The sequence below is a fragment of the Streptomyces gilvosporeus genome, assembly GCF_002082195.1.
GTDB lineage: Bacteria > Actinomycetota > Actinomycetes > Streptomycetales > Streptomycetaceae > Streptomyces > Streptomyces gilvosporeus.
Map to the genome: position 1 here is coordinate 4,969,855 of NZ_CP020569.1, position 17,351 is coordinate 4,987,205.

The 17,351-nt window shown below is 71.2% G+C and carries 20 protein-coding genes; 10 read left to right on the plus strand and 10 right to left on the minus strand.

Going from position 1 to position 17,351, the window contains the following annotated elements; all coding sequences use genetic code 11:
• Positions 1-15 precede the first annotated feature (15 nt).
• Positions 16-900 carry a DUF2797 domain-containing protein gene (locus tag B1H19_RS22105; RefSeq protein ID WP_083106538.1) on the plus strand — a complete coding sequence of 295 codons (885 nt, stop codon included), beginning with the start codon at positions 16-18 and terminating at the stop codon, positions 898-900.
• Positions 901-930: 30 nt separating this feature from the next.
• Here B1H19_RS22105 and B1H19_RS22110 read toward each other — a convergent pair whose 3' ends face one another.
• On the minus strand, positions 931-1,467 hold the full coding sequence (locus B1H19_RS22110; protein WP_237289452.1) for an NADPH-dependent FMN reductase: 537 nt from the start codon (positions 1,465-1,467) through the stop codon (positions 931-933).
• Positions 1,468-1,914: 447 nt separating this feature from the next.
• Between B1H19_RS22110 and B1H19_RS22115 the strand changes: the two genes are divergently transcribed.
• The 7 genes from B1H19_RS22115 to B1H19_RS22145 all read left to right on the plus strand — a co-directional run bounded on the left by B1H19_RS22115 (position 1,915) and on the right by B1H19_RS22145 (position 11,258).
• Positions 1,915-2,688: a response regulator transcription factor gene (locus B1H19_RS22115; protein ID WP_269467075.1), complete on the plus strand. Its 774-nt coding sequence runs from the start codon at positions 1,915-1,917 to the stop codon at positions 2,686-2,688.
• Positions 2,689-2,693: 5 nt separating this feature from the next.
• Complete coding sequence (locus B1H19_RS22120; RefSeq protein ID WP_083106539.1) at positions 2,694-4,421, plus strand: sensor histidine kinase; 1,728 nt, start codon at positions 2,694-2,696, stop codon at positions 4,419-4,421.
• A 56-nt stretch (positions 4,422-4,477) separates the two neighbouring features.
• Positions 4,478-5,791 carry a bifunctional glycosyltransferase family 2/GtrA family protein gene (locus tag B1H19_RS22125; RefSeq protein ID WP_237289454.1) on the plus strand — a complete coding sequence of 438 codons (1,314 nt, stop codon included), beginning with the start codon at positions 4,478-4,480 and terminating at the stop codon, positions 5,789-5,791.
• Positions 5,788-8,010 (plus strand): ArnT family glycosyltransferase, encoded by a 2,223-nt coding sequence (locus B1H19_RS22130; protein ID WP_083106541.1) that lies wholly within the window; start codon positions 5,788-5,790, stop codon positions 8,008-8,010. Before B1H19_RS22125 ends, B1H19_RS22130 begins: the two co-directional genes overlap by 4 nt.
• Before the next feature lie 93 nt (positions 8,011-8,103).
• On the plus strand, positions 8,104-9,687 hold the full coding sequence (locus tag B1H19_RS22135) for an MFS transporter (RefSeq protein ID WP_083106542.1): 1,584 nt from the start codon (positions 8,104-8,106) through the stop codon (positions 9,685-9,687).
• A 76-nt stretch (positions 9,688-9,763) separates the two neighbouring features.
• On the plus strand, positions 9,764-10,540 hold the full coding sequence (locus B1H19_RS22140; RefSeq protein ID WP_083106543.1) for a TetR/AcrR family transcriptional regulator: 777 nt from the start codon (positions 9,764-9,766) through the stop codon (positions 10,538-10,540).
• 466 nt (positions 10,541-11,006) lie between these two features.
• Positions 11,007-11,258, plus strand: coding sequence for a hypothetical protein (locus tag B1H19_RS22145; protein WP_159028111.1), 252 nt, complete (start codon positions 11,007-11,009; stop codon positions 11,256-11,258).
• A gap of 120 nt (positions 11,259-11,378) precedes the next feature.
• Here B1H19_RS22145 and B1H19_RS22150 read toward each other — a convergent pair whose 3' ends face one another.
• The 4 genes from B1H19_RS22150 to B1H19_RS39320 all read right to left on the minus strand — a co-directional run bounded on the left by B1H19_RS22150 (position 11,379) and on the right by B1H19_RS39320 (position 13,287).
• Positions 11,379-11,720, minus strand: coding sequence for a hypothetical protein (locus B1H19_RS22150; protein WP_083106545.1), 342 nt, complete (start codon positions 11,718-11,720; stop codon positions 11,379-11,381).
• Positions 11,721-11,803: 83 nt separating this feature from the next.
• Positions 11,804-12,985 (minus strand): methyltransferase domain-containing protein, encoded by a 1,182-nt coding sequence (locus tag B1H19_RS22155; RefSeq protein ID WP_237289456.1) that lies wholly within the window; start codon positions 12,983-12,985, stop codon positions 11,804-11,806.
• A 3-nt stretch (positions 12,986-12,988) separates the two neighbouring features.
• Positions 12,989-13,114 (minus strand): hypothetical protein, encoded by a 126-nt coding sequence (locus B1H19_RS40365; RefSeq protein WP_257789449.1) that lies wholly within the window; start codon positions 13,112-13,114, stop codon positions 12,989-12,991.
• Positions 13,111-13,287 (minus strand): hypothetical protein, encoded by a 177-nt coding sequence (locus B1H19_RS39320; protein ID WP_203237201.1) that lies wholly within the window; start codon positions 13,285-13,287, stop codon positions 13,111-13,113. The genes B1H19_RS40365 and B1H19_RS39320 overlap by 4 nt, the downstream gene beginning before the upstream one ends.
• 186 nt (positions 13,288-13,473) lie before the next feature.
• Between B1H19_RS39320 and B1H19_RS22160 the strand changes: the two genes are divergently transcribed.
• On the plus strand, positions 13,474-14,313 hold the full coding sequence (locus tag B1H19_RS22160; RefSeq protein ID WP_083106546.1) for a helix-turn-helix domain-containing protein: 840 nt from the start codon (positions 13,474-13,476) through the stop codon (positions 14,311-14,313).
• Positions 14,310-14,534 carry a DUF397 domain-containing protein gene (locus B1H19_RS22165; RefSeq protein ID WP_083106547.1) on the plus strand — a complete coding sequence of 75 codons (225 nt, stop codon included), beginning with the start codon at positions 14,310-14,312 and terminating at the stop codon, positions 14,532-14,534. Before B1H19_RS22160 ends, B1H19_RS22165 begins: the two co-directional genes overlap by 4 nt.
• Here the strand turns inward: B1H19_RS22165 and B1H19_RS22170 are convergent.
• The 5 genes from B1H19_RS22170 to B1H19_RS22190 all read right to left on the minus strand — a co-directional run bounded on the left by B1H19_RS22170 (position 14,529) and on the right by B1H19_RS22190 (position 17,319).
• Positions 14,529-15,362: an alpha/beta fold hydrolase gene (locus B1H19_RS22170; RefSeq protein WP_083106548.1), complete on the minus strand. Its 834-nt coding sequence runs from the start codon at positions 15,360-15,362 to the stop codon at positions 14,529-14,531. The two genes, B1H19_RS22165 and B1H19_RS22170, sit on opposite strands and share 6 nt — an antisense overlap.
• Positions 15,363-15,659: 297 nt before the next feature.
• Positions 15,660-15,950: a hypothetical protein gene (locus B1H19_RS22175; RefSeq protein WP_237289458.1), complete on the minus strand. Its 291-nt coding sequence runs from the start codon at positions 15,948-15,950 to the stop codon at positions 15,660-15,662.
• Positions 15,951-15,979: 29 nt separating this feature from the next.
• The gene (locus tag B1H19_RS22180; RefSeq protein WP_083106550.1) at positions 15,980-16,324 is read right to left on the minus strand and encodes a DUF6247 family protein; all 345 of its coding nucleotides are present in this window, start codon (positions 16,322-16,324) and stop codon (positions 15,980-15,982) included.
• 28 nt (positions 16,325-16,352) lie between these two features.
• On the minus strand, positions 16,353-16,727 hold the full coding sequence (locus tag B1H19_RS22185; protein WP_159028112.1) for a hypothetical protein: 375 nt from the start codon (positions 16,725-16,727) through the stop codon (positions 16,353-16,355).
• 214 nt (positions 16,728-16,941) lie between these two features.
• Positions 16,942-17,319 carry a hypothetical protein gene (locus B1H19_RS22190; protein ID WP_083106552.1) on the minus strand — a complete coding sequence of 126 codons (378 nt, stop codon included), beginning with the start codon at positions 17,317-17,319 and terminating at the stop codon, positions 16,942-16,944.
• Between the last annotated feature and the right edge of the window lie 32 nt (positions 17,320-17,351).

A 17,351-nucleotide genomic window follows, 5' to 3' on the forward strand; every position in this document is an offset into this window, starting at 1 on the left:
CGGGGTGCGGAGCGGGTGAGTCCGCTGCCGGCCGGGAAGGTGCTGGCGTTCTCGGTGCGGGGGGAGCGGCGGTGTCTGGGGGTGTGGCGGGGCGGTCGGCGGACGCCGTGTCCGTACGGGGCGGTGCTCGACGGGGCGGGCGCGAAGGATCAGTGCCCTAGCTGCGCGGCGCTGGACCGCTCGCGGTCGGTGGCGGCGGACACCATGGCCGATGATCCGCGTCCGTACGCCGTCTATCTGGCGTACTTCGGTCCCGGCCTGCTCAAGGTGGGGATCACGGCCGTCGAGCGGGGGTCGGCGCGGCTGGTGGAGCAGGGGGCGGTGGCGTATGCCTGGCTGGGGCGCGGGCCGTTGATGGCGGCGCGACGGGCGGAGGCGCTGCTGGGGAGCGCGCTCGCGGTGCCGGACCGGTTCGGGAAGGCGGCGAAGCGGGCGGCGCGGGGCGTGTTGCCGCCGGCGCCGGAGCGGGCCGCGGAGCTTTCCCGACTCCACGGCCGGGCACGGGAGTTGGCGGGCTGGCCGGAGACCCTGGAGCCGGCGGCGTTCGCGTGCGTCGATCACGCGGAGCTGTTCGGGCTCGACCGGATTCCTGGGGAGGTCGCGGAGCTGGGGGTGCCGGTGGCGGGGGCGGAGATCGTGGGGGAGGTGGTGGCCGGGGCGGGGGCGGATGTGTATCTGCGGTTGCGGCGGGCGGCGGTGTCTGCGGGGGTGGGGGAGCCGGTACGGGGTGATGCGGTAAGGGGCGATGCAGGGGTTGTCGTGCTGGATCTGCGGGTGTTGTCGGGGTGGGTGTTGGGGGCGGCTTCGGGGGCGGTGACGACGGTGCCGGTGCGGGAGGTGGAGGCGGGTCGAGGGGTTGGTGGTGGGGAGGGCGGGGCCGGGCAGGAGGGGTTGTTCTAGGGCCTGACCCATCGGACAGGCCCTAGGGGGTCAGGCGGTGCGCAGGGCCTGGAGGGCGGCGCGTAGGTCCGTCAGAGTTGCCTCGTCCGTGACGCGTTCCGTGGTGGGGTCGGTCTTCGGGCCGATGGCGGGGATTTCGAGGCAGGCGGCCGGGACGATCCTGCCGGACATCGTCTCCAGCGTTTCGCGGAGTTGGGCGTTGGCGTGGTTGCCGCCGGTGGGGAAGGGCGAGGCGGTGATCACCGCGATCGGCTTGTCGACGCATTCGCCGCTGCTGACCAGCCAGTCGAGCGCGTTCTTGAGGGTGCCGGGGACCCCGTGTGCGTACTCCGGGCTGACGACGAGGATCGCGTCGGCGGCCGCGGCGGCCGTACGGAGCGCGGCGACGGCGGGCGGGGGTGCGGCGCCCTCGGCGTCGAGGTCCGGGTTGAAGTGCGGGAGGGCGGCGATGTCCGCGGTGGTGGCGGGGCCGTCGTGGAGGTCGAGGGCGGAGCGCAGGACGGCGCCGGTGGAGGAGCGCTTGCGGAGGCTGCCGGAGAGGGCGAGGAGTCGGATGGCCGGGTGCATGGGGCGACGCTACGGCTTGACGCCGGGGGGAAGGCGAGGGGGCGGGGGCGGCGGCGGGCGCATGAGGGTGTACGTGGGTCGTTTGTGCTGGTCAGGGCGATTGTCAGTGGGGGGTGCGATGCTGTGGGAGTGGTGATCGGGCTGGACCGCGCGGGGGGCGGCCCAGACCGGTTGTCCACGAAGTCGGGGGAGATGGCGGCGAGTTGGGGGCAGCCTGAGGTGGGGGTGGTGGTGTGGGGTGGGTGGGGGACGGGCCCCCGGGGGGAAAGGGAAGAAGATCAGCGAGGGAATCGCTGAGATGCGCTCAACGGATTCTCAGGAGATTCACAGAAAGCCGAAAGGGAGCTTTCACACGAGCAGGTCACGCTCGGTGGCATGACCGTGACTTCGTCGTCCTCCTCCCGTACCGCATCCGCGGCCCGTACCGCGCCCGCGCCCGCGTCCGCGATGGCGCCCGCGACGGCGTCCGCGTCCGCCAAGGGCGGGGTGGGGCGGGGGCCTGGCAAGCAGCCGGAGTTGTTGCGGGCCGACGGGAGTCCGGTGCGGGTGCTGGTGGTGGATGACGAGGCGTCGCTCGCGGATCTGCTGTCGTTGGCGCTGCGGTACGAGGGCTGGGACATCCGGGCCGAGGGGGACGGGGCGGGGGCGCTGCGGTGTGCGCGGAGTTGGCGGCCGGATGCGGTGCTGCTCGATGTGATGCTGCCGGACATGGACGGGCTGACGGTACTGGGGCGGCTGCGGCGGGAGTTGCCGGATGTGCCGGTGCTCTTCCTGACGGCCAAGGATGCCGTCGAGGACCGTATCGCCGGGCTGACGGCGGGCGGCGACGACTACGTCACCAAGCCGTTCAGCCTGGAGGAGGTGGTGGCCCGGCTGCGTGGGCTGCTGCGGCGGGCCGGGGCGGCGGCCGCGCGCAGCGAGTCGCGGCTGACGGTCGGCGATCTGGTGCTGGACGAGGACAGCCATGAGGTGTGGCGGGGCGGGGACGAGATCCATCTGACCGCGACCGAATTCGAGCTGCTGCGGTATTTGATGCGTAATCCGCGGCGGGTGCTGAGCAAGACGCAGATCCTGGACCGGGTGTGGAGCTACGACTTCGGCGGGCAGGCCAATGTCGTCGAGCTGTACATCTCCTATCTGCGGCGGAAGATCGATGCCGGGCGGACGCCGATGATTCACACCCGGCGCGGGGCGGGGTACCTGATCAAGCCGGGTGGGTAGAGGAGATGGATTCGCCCCCCGCCGCCGCCCCCACCCCCCGCCGCCCCTGGACCCTCCGTACGCGGCTGGTGGTGTCGGCGGTGGTGCTGATCGCCGTCGTCGCGGCCGTCATCGGTACGGTCACCTCCCTTGCGCTCCAGTCCTATCTCCAGGGCAAGTTGGACGACCAGGTCGGCGAGGTGCTGGTGCACGCCCAGAGGCCGCGGCCGCCGCACGATCCGCGCGGCGACACCGATCTCGATTTCGTGGCGATGGGCGGGACGCCGATGCGGACGGTGGGCGCGCGCTTCGGGCCCGACGGATCGATCCAGGACGGTGCGAAGAACAACAACTCCACCAGCCGACTGCCCTCGGAGCGGCTGGACGGGCTGACCGACGCCCAGACCGCGGTGCTGGCCGCCGTACCGCGGGACGGAGCGCCGCACACCGTCGAGCTGCCGGGCCTCGGCGACTACCGGGTGCGGTCCTCCCCGGACGGCACGCTCGTGCTCGGTATGCCGCTCCGTGAGGTGGACGCCACGGTCGCCAAGTTGATCGGTGTCGAGGCATGGGTGACGGTCTCCGGGCTCGTCGCGGCCGGCATCGCGGGCGGCGTCATGGTCGGCGTCGCGCTGCGGCCGCTGCGCCGGGTCGCCGCCACCGCCACCCGCGTCTCCGAACTCCCCCTCCACCAGGGCGAGGTGGCCCTGCACGTCCGGGTGCCGGCGGCGGAGGCCGATGCCCGTACGGAGGTGGGGCAGGTCGGGGCGGCGCTCAACCGGATGCTGGGGCATGTCGCCTCGGCGCTGTCGGCGCGCCAGGAGAGCGAGATGCGGGTACGGCGCTTCGTCGCCGACGCCAGCCATGAGCTGCGGACGCCGCTGGCCTCGATAAGGGGCTATGCCGAGCTGACCCGGCGCGGGCCGGAACGGCCGGGACCCGAGACCCGGCACGCCCTGGGGCGGATCGAGTCCGAGGCGGAGCGGATGACGGGGCTGGTGGAGGACCTGCTGCTGCTCGCCCGGCTCGACTCCGGACGGCCGCTCTCCTGCGAGAGCACCGATCTGACGGCCCTCGTCGTCGCGGCGGTGAGCGATGCGCGGGCGGCCGGGCCCGGACACCGGTGGCGACTGGCGCTGCCCGACGACCCCGTGCTGGTGTACGGCGACGACGACCGGCTGCACCAGATCCTGGTGAACCTGCTGGCCAACGCCCGTACGCATACCCCGGAGGGGACGACGGTGACGGCCCGGGTGCGGACCTCGGGGCGGCCATGGACGTCGGGAGAGGCGGGGGCGCCTGCCCCGGTACGGGCCTCCGGGGGCGGTGCCGTGGGCGCGTCCGTCGTCTGCCTGGAGGTGGAGGACGACGGTCCCGGTATCCCGCCCGCCCTGCTCCCGCGCGTCTTCGAGCGGTTCGCGCGCGGCGACGCGTCGCGGTCGCGGGCCGCCGGGAGTACGGGGCTGGGTCTGGCCATCGTGCAGGCGGTGGTGGGTGCGCACGGCGGTACGGTCGAGGTGGAGAGCGCGCCCGGCCGGACGGTCTTCACGGTCACCCTCCCGGCCGCGCCGCCGGCCGAACGGCCGCCTTCCGAAGCGCCCCTGGACGGCCCGCCTCCCTCCGACCCGCCTCCCTCCGACCCGCCTCCCTCCGACCCGCCTCCCTCCGACCCGCCTCCGTATGACCCGTCTTCGTACGGACCGTCCCCGACCGCATCGGCCCCCTCCGGACGCCCCTCGCCCCTGGACTCATAGCAGGGCCACAGCCTCACCACACCGCCATGACAGCCCGATTGGCGAGTGTCGCGGTCATGACGACGCCACCGCCGACCCGGCCGCCCGGCCAGGCCCACCCGCCCGGCACCCTGGACGCCCTGCCGCCCCGCGAGCATCTGCGCCCCGGCGACACCGACACGGTGCTCGACGTCGTGCTCCCCGTCTACAACGAGGAGACCGACCTCGAACCCTGTGTCCGGCGGCTCCACGACCACCTCACCCGGACCTTCCCCTACGGCTTCCGCATCACCATCGCCGACAACGCAAGCACCGACCGCACCCCCGAGGTCGCCGCCCGGCTCGACGAAGAGATCGACGAGGTCACCGCCGTACGGCTGGAGCAGAAGGGGCGCGGCCGGGCGCTGCGCACCGTATGGGGGCACTCCGAGGCGCCGGTGCTGGCCTATATGGACGTCGATCTGTCCACCGACCTCAACGCCCTGCTGCCGCTGGTGGCACCGCTGATATCCGGCCACTCGGACCTGGCGATCGGGTCCCGGCTGAGCCGGAGCGCGCGGGTGGTCCGCGGGCCGAAGCGGGAGTTCATCTCGCGGACGTACAACCTGATCCTGCGGGGTTCGCTGGCCGCGCGGTTCTCCGACGCGCAGTGCGGATTCAAGGCCGTACGGGGCGATGTCGCCGCGCGGCTGCTGCCGATGGTGGAGGACACCGGGTGGTTCTTCGACACCGAGATGCTGGTGCTCGCGGAGCGCGCCGGGCTGCGGATCCACGAGGTGCCGGTGGACTGGGTCGACGACCCCGACAGCACCGTCCACCTCGTCCGTACGGCGGCCGACGACCTCAAGGGCGTATGGCGGGTGGGGCGGGCGCTGGCCACCGGGCGGCTGCCGCTGGACCGGCTCGCGCGGCCCTTCGGTGACGATCCCCGGGACCGCGAGCTGAACGGCGTACCGGGCGGGCTGGCGCGTCAGCTGGTCGGCTTCTGTGTCGTCGGGGCGCTGAGCACCCTGCTGTATCTGGGGCTCTACTCCGTCTTCCGGCTCGGGCTCGGCCCCCAACTGTCCAATGGCGCCGCCCTGTTGGTGTCCGCCGTCGGCAATACGGCGGCCAACCGGAGGCTCACCTTCGGGGTACGGGGCCGCGACCGGGCGGTCCGCCACCAGGCCCAGGGACTGGTGGTGTTCGCCATCGGGCTGGCCCTGACCAGCGGCTCCCTGGCCGCGCTCGACACCGCCACCCCGAACGCCTCGCACGGCACGGAACTCGCCGTCCTGGTGGCCGCCAATCTCGCCGCCACCGTGCTGCGGTTCCTGCTCCTGCGGGGGTGGGTCTTCCCGGACCACCCGAACGACGACGAACGTGACGACTGCACCAGGAGCACCCGATGACCTCGCACCAAGCCGCCGCGGCGGCCCGGCCGCACGATCCCCGCTGGGCGCGCCCCGCCCTGGTGGCGCTCCTGGTGGCCACGGCCGCGCTCTACCTCTGGAACCTGAGCGCCAACGGCTACGCCAACCAGTTCTACTCGGCCGCCGTACAGGCCGGCAGTGAGAGCTGGAAGGCGTTCTTCTTCGGTTCCTCCGACGCGGCGAACTCCATCACCGTCGACAAGCCCCCCGCCTCCCTGTGGCCGATGGCGCTGTCCGTACGGCTCTTCGGGCTCGGCTCCTGGGCGATCCTGGTGCCCGAGGTGCTGATGGGCGTCGCGGCGGTCGGGGTGCTGTACGCGGCCGTACGGCGGCGGTTCGGCGCGGGGGCCGGGCTGCTCGCGGGCGGGGTGCTGGCGCTGACGCCGGTGGCGGCGCTGATGTTCCGCTTCAACAACCCGGATGCGCTGCTGTGTCTGCTCATGGTGTGCGCCGTCGCGGCGGTCCTGCGCGCGCTGGCGGACGGCCGTACGAAGTGGCTGGTGCTGGCCGGGCTCTGCTTCGGGCTCGGGTTTCTGACCAAGACGCTGCAAGCCTGGCTGATCCTTCCGGCGCTCGCCGTGGTGTACGCGTGCTGCGCGCCGGTCGCGATACGCCGCCGGGTGGGCCAACTGCTGCTGGCCGGGCTGGCGATGGTGGTCTCCGGCGGCTGGTGGGTGGCCGCGGTCGAGCTGTGGCCCGCGTCCTCGCGGCCGTACATCGGCGGCTCGCAGACCAACAGCTTTCTGGAGCTGACCTTCGGCTACAACGGCTTCGGACGGATCACCGGCAACGAGACCGGCAGCGTCGGCGGCGGTGGCGGGGGCCACCGGGGCGGCTTCGGCGGCGGCCGCTGGGGCGAGACCGGCATCACCCGGCTGTTCTCGGCCGATATGGGCGGCCAGATCGCGTGGCTGCTGCCGGCGGCGCTGATTCTGCTGGTCGCGGCCGTGTGCCTGCTGTGGCGGGCGCGGCGTTCGGTAGCCGACGGGCAGGGCGAGGAAGCCGAAGGCACCGGACAGGCCGTACGGGCGGAGCACCTCGAACACCCCCGGTGCTCCGAGTACCCCGAACAGGCCGCTCAGCGGGCGGAGTTCCTGGTCTGGGGCGGCGCGCTGCTGTCCACCTTCCTGATCTTCAGCTTCATGTCCGGCATCTTCCACCAGTACTACAACATCGCGCTGGCGCCCTATATCGCGGCGCTGGTCGGCATGGGCGCCACGCTGCTGTGGCGCCGCGGCGGCCGCCTCGCGCCCGCCGTCCTCGCCGGGACGGTCGCGGTGACCGCCGTCTGGTCGTACGTCCTGCTGGACCGTTCGCCGAACTGGCTGCCGTGGCTGCGGTGGACGGTGCTCGCGCTCGGCCTGTTGGCGGCGCTGGGCCTGCTGCTCCCGGCGCTGCGGGGAGCGGCGGCAACGGGCGGCCGCCGCCTCGCCGCCGTCGCGGCCGGGCTCGCCGTGGCGACCGCGCTGGCCGGCCCGTTCGCCTACGTCCTCGACACGCTCCAGACCCCCAAGGGCGGCTCGATCATCACGGCCGGGCCTCAGGTCAAGGGCTCCTTCGGCGGTCCGGGCGGCGGCCGTTTCCCCGGCGGGATGCGGCCGGCCAACGGCAAGGGCCGCTCACATGCCTTCCCCGGCGGGATGCCGGGCGGCCCCGGCGGTTTCCCCGGCCGCGGCGCCGCCGGCGGGCCGGGCGGACGGATGGGCGGACACCGGGGCGGCATGGGCGGCCTGCTCGACGGTGCCAAGGTCAGCGCGCGGGCCAAGGCGCTGGTGGCGAAGGACGCTGACCGCTATACGTGGGCGGCCGCGGCGGTCGGCTCCCAGAACGCGGCGAGCTATCAACTCGCCACCCAGAAGCCGGTGATGGCCATCGGCGGCTTCAACGGCAGCGATCCGTCGCCGACCCTCGCGCAGTTCAAGAAGGACGTCGCGGACGGGAAGATCCACTACTTCATCGCCGGCGGCCGGGACGGCTTCGGCGGCCGAGGTGGTTTCGGTGGCCGCGGCGGTTTCGGCGGTAAGCAAGGCCCCGGCGGCATGCAGGGCGCCGACGGCAACGGCCGCAACGGCCGCAACGGCGACTCCTCGAAGATCACCGCCTGGATCGAGAAGACCTTCAAGAAGGTCACCGTGGGAAGCGCCACCTTCTACGACCTGACGCAGCCCCGCCAAGGGGGCAAAACCGCAGGTCAATAATCGAATGTACGGCGTATAACTCTCCCTGTACGGTGTATGGCATCCGCTCGCACCGTACAGGGAGCCCGTATGCCCGGAGCCCGAACGTCCCCCATGGACTCCACCCCCACCGCCCTCCAGTCGCCCACCCCCACCCCCAACGCCGCCCGCTGGCTGATACTCGGGGTCATCTGCCTCGCTCAGCTCACGGTCATCCTCGACAACACCGTCCTCAACGTCGCCATCCCCTCGCTCACCGAGGAACTGGGCGCGACCACCGCCGATGTGCAGTGGACGATCAGCGCCTATTCGCTGGTCCAGTCCGGTCTGCTGCTCACCGCGGGCAACGCCGCCGACCGTTACGGCCGGAAGAGGATGCTGGCCGTCGGCCTGGCGCTGTTCGGGCTCGCCTCGCTCGGCGCCGCCCTCGCCCAGTCGCCCGCCCAGCTGATCGCCGCCCGCGCCGGTATGGGCGTCGGCGGCGCCCTCCTGGTCACCACCACCCTCGCCGTCGTCATGCAGATCTTCGACGACGCCGAGCGCCCCAAGGCCATCGGCATCTGGAGCTCGGTCAACTCCCTCGGCTTCGCCGCCGGCCCGCTGATCGGCGGCGCGCTGCTGGACCACTTCTGGTGGGGCTCGCTGTTCCTGGTCAACCTCCCCGTCGCGGTGATCTCGCTGGTGGCCGTGGTGACCCTCGTCCCCGAATCGAAGAGCCACAGCGGCGAGCGGCCCGACCTCCTCGGCGCCCTGCTCTCCATGATCGGCATGGTGGGCGTCGTCTACGCGATCATCACCGGCCCGGTGTCCGGCTGGCTCTCGACCCAGGTCCTGGTCTCCGCCGCCGTCGGCCTCCTCGGCCTCGTGGCCTTCGCGCTGTGGGAGCTGCACGTCCCGAACCCCATGCTGGACATGCACTTCTTCCGCAACCGCCGCTTCATCGGCGCGGTCTCCGGCGGCATCCTCGTCGCCTTCGGCATGGGCGGCTCGATCTTCCTGCTCACCCAGCACCTCCAACTCGTGCTCGGTTACGGCCCGTTGGAGGCCGGGCTGCGGATGGTGCCGCTCGCCGTCACCGTCATCGCGATCAACTTCACGGGGCTGGGCGCGCGCCTGATGCCCCGGCTCGGCACCCCCGGCATGATCGTCAGCGGCATGACGCTGCTCGCGGCCGGACTCACCGCGATCTCGCTCCTCGGCGGTCACGGCTACGGCGGCATGCTGACCGGTCTGATCGTGATGGGCGTCGGCGTCGCGTTCGCCATGCCGACGATGGCGAACGCCATCATGTCCGCCATCCCGCCCGCCAAGGCCGGGGTCGGCGCCGGCGTCAACGGCACCCTGATGGAGTTCGGCCAGGGCCTCGGCGTCGCCGTCCTCGGCGCGGTCCTCAACTCCCGCTTCGCCGCGCTGCTCCCGCTGGTCGCGGCGGGCGCCGGATCCCTCCCCGCCGCGCTCGCCCGGACCCGTACGGACGCCGAACGCACCGCCGTCCAGGACGCGTTCGCCAGCGGCATCGGCACCAGCCAGCTGGTCGGCGCCGCCGCGGTCTTCCTGGGCGGGCTGGTCGCCGCACTCCTGCTGCGCCGCGCGGAGCGGTCCGGCCAGGAAGCCGAACCCACGGGCCAGGAGGCCGACCCCACGGGCCAGGAGCCCGGTACGTCCGCACCGGCACCGTCCACCGCCCCGGCGGAATAGCATCGACGGTGTACGTGATCGATGAGCAGTGGTCGCCGAGCAGTGATCGACGACCGACGATGACCAAGGGGATGCCATGGCAGCCACGGACGGCCGCGCCAGGAAGCAACCGACGCGCCCGAACAGCGTCTGGCTGACCGAACGCCCCCCGCTCTCCCGCAAGGCGGACCAGCCGGCCGGACTCGACCTCGACAAGATCGTCGCCGCGACGGTCCGGCTGCTGGACGCCGAGGGCCTGGCCAAGTTCTCCATGCGCCGCCTGGCCGCCGAGCTCGGCGTCACCGCGATGTCCGTCTACTGGTACGTCGACACCAAGGACGACCTGCTGGAACTGGCCGTGGACGCGGTGGCGGGCGAGCTGCCCCTGCCCGACGAGTCGGACGCCGCCGACTGGCGCGACCAGCTGCGCCTCCTCGCCACCGGCTACCGTGACATACTCCTCCGCCACCCGTGGGCGGCCCGGCTCCTGGGCGAGTTCATCAACATCGGCCCGCGGTCGGTGGCCTTCTCCAACGCCACCATGAGGGTGATGCGCCGCACCGGCCTGGACCCGGAGAGCACCTCCGGCGCGCTGGCGTCGCTCTTCCACTTCGTCTACGGCTTCTCCACGGTCCGCGCCATGCACGAAGCCCGCTGCCGGGCCGTCGGCATGACCCTCGACGACTACTTCGCCCAGGTCATGACGGTCCTCGCGAATCGCCAGGAGTTCGCCGAAACCCTGGCTCTGTCCTCCCGCGCCGCCTCCGTCAGCCAGGGCGGCAGCGTGGTGGAGATGCTCGACCGGGACTTCACGTTCGCACTGGACCTCCAGATCGCGGGCATCGAGGCGATGCGGGAGCGGGGGGCGGGCTGAGGGCGGCCGCGGCGGGGTGTGCGAAAACCCGGTCGGCTCGGCGGGCCTCCTGCCAGAAGACTTCGGAAGTAAGGGTCCGCTGCGGTGACGAGTTCGGCGCGGACGGCTGCGATGATCTCGCGGACGTAGGGGGAGGGCTTCCCAGTGGCGCCGTCGCAGACTTCGGCGGCGCGGCCCTCGGGAGCGCCACGGTGAGAGGGCCACCCGATGACTGTGGTTCTGGAGCCAGGCCCTGAACCGTCGGCCCGCGTACCGACCCCGCAGAGGGACGCCGACCTCAATGCCCTGTCATTCCAATGGAATTGAGCGATACGGTCGCGCGTTCCCAGGTCGATTCCCTCATCGCACTTCACCAAACGGAGGGATGCGAGATTATCTCGCATACACTTATCAACAATTAATCACTGCTTTCGACCAGGGGGACCCTATGCGTCGACGTATTTCTGCTTTCACCGTCACGGCCGTAATGGCCGGAGGTGTGCTGTTCGCGGCCCTGCCCGCACAGGCCGCCACGATGAGCGGCTCGCACGCCGCGGTGGCCCGCGGTGCCGTTCACGTCAACATCGACGAGCTGCGCCAGAAGTCCGCCGATCTGAAGTCCAAGGCCAACCAGCTGGACCAGATGGGTGAGCACGATGCGGCCAACCGTGCCCGCGACGACGCGCACGCTATCGACAACCAGATCCAGGCGTACCTCGACGCCGAGAACAACGCCTGACCACTGACGTCTGATCGCTCCAACGGACAGACGGTTCGCGCCCGCCCCGACACCATCAGGGCGGGCGTTGCCGTCCATCCGCCAACCGAGCAGTGATCCATCGGAAGGTGCTGTTGGCCTTCAGGGGAGCGGCATCGTCGGGATGAGAAGGCCGGTGATCGCGATCGCCGTGCGGGGGGCGAGGACGTACGGCCGTACGGAGACGGGCAGTTCCTCGAAGGGCTCGTCGGTGGTCGCCTCCTGGGCGTAGGGGCTCTTGTGGGGCGGCAGGGCGATGCGGCGGCGTCGTGCATCGGAGCCGGGCGCCGGGGCCGGGGCGACGGCCGCGGCGCGGTGTCGGCCGTTCGCCGGGAACAGGCGCTCGGTCCAGCGGATCAGGGTCGGCCGAGGGCCAGTTGAGTCCCGTACGGGAACGAGGAGAAGCGCGAGACGCCCTAAGAGGCGCCCGGTAAGGTCACGCATGTCGTCAGCTCCTTCGGAAAGCTGGTGGCCATGCCCCCGGACCCGGCCAGGTCGCGGGGGTCTGCCGATCGCCGGGACGGCAGTCACACGTTCCAGCAGTTCACCGGCTCATCGAGCCAGACGGCCTGCCCCGCCGCCGTCACGCTGAGCCCGAACCGCTCCGGCCCCGGTCTGCCGTTCTTCTCCCACCACCGGTACGCGGCCGCCGCCTCGTCCCACAGCCGCCGCGGCCCCGACTGCCAGACGCGGGCGGCCTCTCCGTCCCGGAACCAGACACAGGCCCACGACCGGTCGTCCGCCCCGTACAGCCACACCGGACGGCCGCCGTCGCGCTTCTCCGCGACGACCTGCCGACACCGCGGCACCCGCAGCCCGAGGACGAACCGCTGCGGTGCGAACGCATCCCCCACGAACTCCGCCTCCGTGACCGTCGTGGACGTCTCGTCCCCGTCGGCCACGCTGCCGGTGACGTAAGCGGAGTGGACCGGATGCGCCGCCCGCTGCGCCCGCAGCTTCATGAACTCCACGGGCCCGGTGAAGCGCCCGCAGGCGCTGCGCCCGTCCGAACCGACGACCAGCCGGGCCACCGCGTCACCGTTGCCGTAGTGCGTCCCCCAGGGGGCGACGATGACGCCTCCGGGACGGCACTGCTCCACCCAGGCGTACGGGATGGCCCGGAGCCCGCAGGTGGCGATGATCCGGTCGTACGGTGCGGCCTCGGGATACCCGTGCGATCCGTCGCCGTGCACGACGCGTACGGGCAGGCCCAGTTGCTCCACCGTCGCCCGGGCGGTGGCGGCCACGGCGGCGTCCACCTCCACCGTGACGACGTTCCCCGGCCCCGCACGGTGCGCCATCAGCGCCGCGTTCCAGCCGGTGGCGGTGCCGATTTCCAGTGCTTTGTGGCCGGGCCGCAGGTCCAGGTCCTGAAGCATCCGGAAGACGACGGACGGCATCGACGCGGAGCTGGTGGGCACCTCGCCCGGTTCCGGGCCGGTGTGTTCGCCGTCGTCCCACTGCGTGACGATCGGGACATCGGCGTCGTCCGCGTACGCGTGCCAGCGCTCCGGGGCGTCGGCCTTGGATACGGGCACGCTCCGCCCGGCCGCCATATCGAACGGCCAGATCAGCTCCGGCAGGAAGGCGGAACGGGGCACGGCGGCGAAGGCGCGCGCCAAGTCCGGGGACAGCGCACCGGCGGCCGCCAGGGCGCGCCCCAGCGCGGTGCGACCGGGGCGTTCCTCGGGTGTGTTGGTGGTGGTCACTGGTCAGGCGGCCTTCGGGGGATTGGGGACACCGGGTCCGCCGTCGGGGGTGGGGGGTTGGTGGGGGCCGGGGTAGGGCTGGCCGGGCAGCTTGTCGCCGCCGCCGTCGTGGCGCAGGACCGTGTTCATGGGTGCTTCCTTTCCGATGCGATGGGGGTGTCGTCGTGGTGGGGGTGGCGCCGTAGCAGTACGCGGTAGTCGACGGCCTTGGATCGGTCGCCGATGTTCAGGGCGGCTGCCAACTTGACCTTCAGGTCGTCGCATTCGGGGCAGGCGCTGTCTCCGCCCGCTTGCTCAGCCATTCCAACTCCTCACTGAATGTGGCTGGTTGGTTACAAGGATGGGTCAGGAATGGTTACTATTGGGGGCATTCGGTGACCGATCAGTTGGTTGAGTAGCCGGGCATATGCACGATCGGTTGACCTGCCGAAACGTCGACTCGTTGTCCGTGATCAGTTCGGTGATCAGTTCGGTGATCAGGGGGAGTTATGGATGGACTGGAGGAGGAGGTCGAGGGTGAGGTATCGGACCCCCGACGCCGTTTTGCCGAGGAGTGCCGGGACCGGAGAGAGCTGTACCCGGACCGACGGCTGAATCAGGGGCAGTTGGCCCGCATGCTCCGGACATCGCGGGCGACGGTCAGCCGCCTGGAGACGTGCAGGGGCTCGATCCCGCCGGACCTGCCGCCGCTGCTGGACCAGGTGTTTTCGACGGACGGGCTGTTCAAGCGGCTGTACGAGGAGATCGTGGCGCAGTCTTTTCCGGCGCAGTATCGACGCGGGGTGGCGTTGGAGCGGGAGGCCATAGTCGTACGACAGTGGTCCCCGACGGTCGTGCCCGGCCTTCTGCAAACCGCGGACTATGCCCGAACTCTCCTCCGTGGCGGGGCGCCGCGCGCCAGTGAGGAGGAGATCAAAGCGAACGTCTCCGCCCGGCTGGCCCGACAAGACATCCTGAGGCGTGAGGCGCCTCCAGACGTACGCGTCGTACTCTGCGAGTCCGTGATCCGCCGACAGATCGGCAGCCGCGACATCATGCGCGGGCAACTTGCAGCGCTGTTGACTCATGGCGCCAAGGCCGCTGTGCGGATTCAGGTTCTCCCGTTGGACGCAGAGGCGCATCTGTTCATTGCCGGTGGGGCCAGGTTCCTCACAGGGCCAAATCATATGACGGTGGTCTGCGTTGAGGCGTACCGGACAGTGGCGATTATTGAGGACCCGGAGCACGTGCGGGAGGCGCTGCGTGCCTACGATGGCCTGACAGGGGAGGCGCTTCCAACCCGGGAGAGCGCACGCCTGATCAGGGGACAGATGGAGGCACTGACGTGACCACGATCCCTGCCGCGCGCGAGTGGGTGAAATCCAGCTACAGCGGTGCCGAGCACGGTAGCGACTGCCTTGAGTGGGCTCCCGAGGTCGTCCCCACCGGCTCCGTCCCCATACGGGATTCCAAGAACCCCGGCCCGGAGCTGCACTTCTCGACCGACGCCTGGGCGTCCTTCATCGGCACGGTGCGACGGGGCGACGACCCCGCCTCGTCTGGTTCATGAGACCAGGAACTCCAGCAGATGCCGGTTGACCTCGTCGGCGTGCGTCCACAGCAGCCCGTGCGGGGCGTCGTCGATTTCGACGTACCGGGCGCTGGGCAGCATCGCGCGCATCGGTCGGGCGGCGGCGGCAACCGGTAGGACGCGGTCCGCGGTGCCGTGGACGATGAGCGTCGGTACGTCGATGGCCTGGATGTCGCGGCGGAAGTCGGTCCCGCAGGTCGGGACGGCGCGCAGACACACATGCGTGGGCACGCGCCGCGCGGCGGCCCGCGCGGCGCGCACCTCCGCCTCCCCGATCCGGCTGCCGAGCGTTTCGTCGAGGTTGTACAGGTCGTGGAAGAAACCGTTCAGATAGCCCTCGCGGTCCTCTTCGACCGCGGCAAGGACCTGGTCGATCAACGCGGCGTCCACACCGGAGGGGGTGTCTCCGGTCTTGAGGAGGTACGGCCCCAGGGGCGCCAGGAACCCGGCCCTGGCGACCCGGCCGGAGCCGTGGACGTTCAGATAGCGGGCGATGTCGCCGGTGCCCATCGAGAAGCCGACCAGTGCGACGTCCGTCAGGTCGAGGGTGGTCATCACCGTGTGGAGGTCCCCGGCCAGGGTGTCGTAGTCGTAACCGGCCTGAGGGCGACTGGACTTCCCGAACCCACGCCGGTCGTAGCTGATGACGCGGAACCCGGCGGCGAGCAGCGCGGCGGTCTGCCGCGCCCAGGAGCGTCCGTCGAGCAGATACCCGTGCAGCAGGACGACGGGCACGCCGGCACCTTGGTCCTCGTAGTGGAGTTCGACGGCGGGGCCGTCCTCCCCGTCCACGTTGATGTACGGCACGGGTACCTCCGCTTGATCCGTGGCCGGGCCGCTGTCGCCAGCGATCCTCGCAGTCGTCGGGGCCCGGCCGGGATCACTGCCGTCCGGTGTCGGGGGTCTGGCGCAGGGCTCACCCCGTATGCCGCGCAAAGGGCAAGAACGACGGCGCTCGGGCCGGGCCCCACCAGGAGGCCCGGCCCGAAGGAAACCGCTGCGCGGCGGACGCCTACTGCCGGATCAGCAGAACCGAGTTGATCGGCGTCAGCTCCTTTTCGCCTACGGCTTCTCCACGGTCCGGGCCATGTCGGCCCGGCGGGCCTACTGCCAGAAAACTTCCTCCACGACGATCTGCGGGTCGATGGCCCGGTGAATGAAGGTGTAGCGCACCCAGCCTCGGCCGTGGTCGAACGCCGCGATGCGCGGGCCTTTGGGGCGGCTGGATCGGGCGGGTTCAACGGTCATGCCGTCTGGCAACTTGCTGTCGGCGTCGATCCCGCGGAAGTACGGGTCCTCTGCGGTGACGAGTTCGGCACGGACGGCTGCGATGATCTCGCGGACGTGTGGCGGGAGGGCGTCCCGGTCGGCGCGGGCCTGTACGGTCCAGTCCATTTGCCACGGCGGCCCCATGTACGGGTCTGTCACTGGCCGGGTTCCGCCTTGCTCGCCTCGCGGCGCAGGTGGGCGGCCTCTTCGAGGAGGGCGCGGGCCGTTGCAGTGTCGGTGGCTTCGGCGGCGCGGTCTTCGAGGTCCGTCACGCGGGCGTCGAGCTCGGGGTCCCTGGCAAGGGCGAACTCTCCCCACCAGCGGGCGAGGAATGCAGGGACCGGCGCAAGGTCGTAGGCGTCGGCGATGTCGCGGCGCCAAGCCCGATCGAAGTCCGGGAGAAGCGCGGGGGCGTGCTCGGCGATGGCGGCACGCAGTGCTTTGGGATTGCGTTCGGGCATGGGCGGAATGCCCTTGGGTGTCGCATGCACGGCGGTCATCGAGCGGCCTTCCTTCGGCTTATGCGGGTCAGGCTGCGGCTGGGGAGGTCCGGCCGGGGGCAGGGTCGCGGTGCGCGTCCCCGCCGTCGCCGAGGGCTTTCTCTTCCTCGGTTGCATTCTTGGCAGATGCCTCTTCGGTGCGCCCGACGCTGCGGTCACGCATCCGGTACAGGTTGCTGTTGTCCTCGTAGCCGAACAGGAGTTGTAGACGCTTGACCCGCCCGTAGGGGAGCTTTTCGCCGGCGGGTGGGGTCATGGCTGCGCGTACGTCGTCATCGAGCTGCTCGCGCAACTTCGCGAGCTTCCTTTCCGCGTCCTGGATGGCCCTTCTTGTGGTCTGTACGCGGATCATCGAGGGGGCTTGGTAGTCGGGGTGTTTGCTCGGGTCCCTCTTCGCTGCCATGTCTCAAAGAATGGCAGCGCATACCACTGTCTGCAAGGCAGCTGCTATGGATGCTGCTGTATGTCACGCAGTAGTGTGTCGCGGGGGCGGCCCCGATACGTCAGGGCCAACGCCGGCTCCCGCGCCATCTGACACGCACCCGGGCCGGGCCTCCACCAGGAGGCCCGGCCCGAACGCGTTGTCGGCTACCGGCTACCGGCTACCGCCTACCGGCCTACTGCCGGATCAGCAGAACCGAGTTGATCGGCGTCAGGTCCTTGACGAAGTACTGGCCCGCGGCCATCCAGCCCTGGCAGTCGCCGGTGCCGTTGTAGCCGGTGCAGGTGCGGGCCCAGGCGCCGCCGGTCTGGTTGTTGAAGATCATGTGGTTGCCGACCTGGTTGGACAGGTTGTGGGCGCCGTAGCTGAAGAACTGGTGGGACGGCTGGTCGTTGTTCCAGCCCGCGTCCTGCGGGTAGATGCAGAAGGCCCCGGCCTGACAGCCGTGCACCGTGCCGTCCGCCGGTGCGGCGTTGGCGCTGGTCGCGGTGACCATCGTCGTGGCGCCGACGGCGAGTGCGAGGGCCGCGGCGGCCCGGGTGATCTTGCGCATGGTGTTCCCCCTGAACTTCTTGCTGAACTGTG

Bases quoted from the DNA above. Each gene is read 5' to 3' on its own strand.
- B1H19_RS22140 (WP_083106543.1), top strand. From the start codon at position 9,764: ATGGCAGCCACGGACGGCCGCGCCAGGAAGCAACCGACGCGCCCGAAC.
- B1H19_RS22130 (WP_083106541.1), top strand. From the start codon at position 5,788: ATGACCTCGCACCAAGCCGCCGCGGCGGCCCGGCCGCACGATCCCCGC.
- B1H19_RS22185 (WP_159028112.1), bottom strand. From the start codon at position 16,727: ATGGCAGCGAAGAGGGACCCGAGCAAACACCCCGACTACCAAGCCCCC.
- B1H19_RS22150 (WP_083106545.1), bottom strand. From the start codon at position 11,720: ATGCGTGACCTTACCGGGCGCCTCTTAGGGCGTCTCGCGCTTCTCCTC.
- B1H19_RS22175 (WP_237289458.1), bottom strand. From the start codon at position 15,950: ATGGACTGGACCGTACAGGCCCGCGCCGACCGGGACGCCCTCCCGCCA.
- B1H19_RS22190 (WP_083106552.1), bottom strand. From the start codon at position 17,319: ATGCGCAAGATCACCCGGGCCGCCGCGGCCCTCGCACTCGCCGTCGGC.
- B1H19_RS39320 (WP_203237201.1), bottom strand. From the start codon at position 13,287: ATGGCTGAGCAAGCGGGCGGAGACAGCGCCTGCCCCGAATGCGACGAC.
- B1H19_RS22135 (WP_083106542.1), top strand. From the start codon at position 8,104: ATGGACTCCACCCCCACCGCCCTCCAGTCGCCCACCCCCACCCCCAAC.
- B1H19_RS40365 (WP_257789449.1), bottom strand. From the start codon at position 13,114: ATGAACACGGTCCTGCGCCACGACGGCGGCGGCGACAAGCTGCCCGGC.
- B1H19_RS22115 (WP_269467075.1), top strand. From the start codon at position 1,915: ATGGCGCCCGCGACGGCGTCCGCGTCCGCCAAGGGCGGGGTGGGGCGG.
- B1H19_RS22180 (WP_083106550.1), bottom strand. From the start codon at position 16,324: ATGACCGCCGTGCATGCGACACCCAAGGGCATTCCGCCCATGCCCGAA.
- B1H19_RS22110 (WP_237289452.1), bottom strand. From the start codon at position 1,467: ATGCACCCGGCCATCCGACTCCTCGCCCTCTCCGGCAGCCTCCGCAAG.
- B1H19_RS22120 (WP_083106539.1), top strand. From the start codon at position 2,694: ATGGATTCGCCCCCCGCCGCCGCCCCCACCCCCCGCCGCCCCTGGACC.
- B1H19_RS22160 (WP_083106546.1), top strand. From the start codon at position 13,474: ATGGATGGACTGGAGGAGGAGGTCGAGGGTGAGGTATCGGACCCCCGA.
- B1H19_RS22145 (WP_159028111.1), top strand. From the start codon at position 11,007: ATGGCCGGAGGTGTGCTGTTCGCGGCCCTGCCCGCACAGGCCGCCACG.
- B1H19_RS22125 (WP_237289454.1), top strand. From the start codon at position 4,478: ATGACGACGCCACCGCCGACCCGGCCGCCCGGCCAGGCCCACCCGCCC.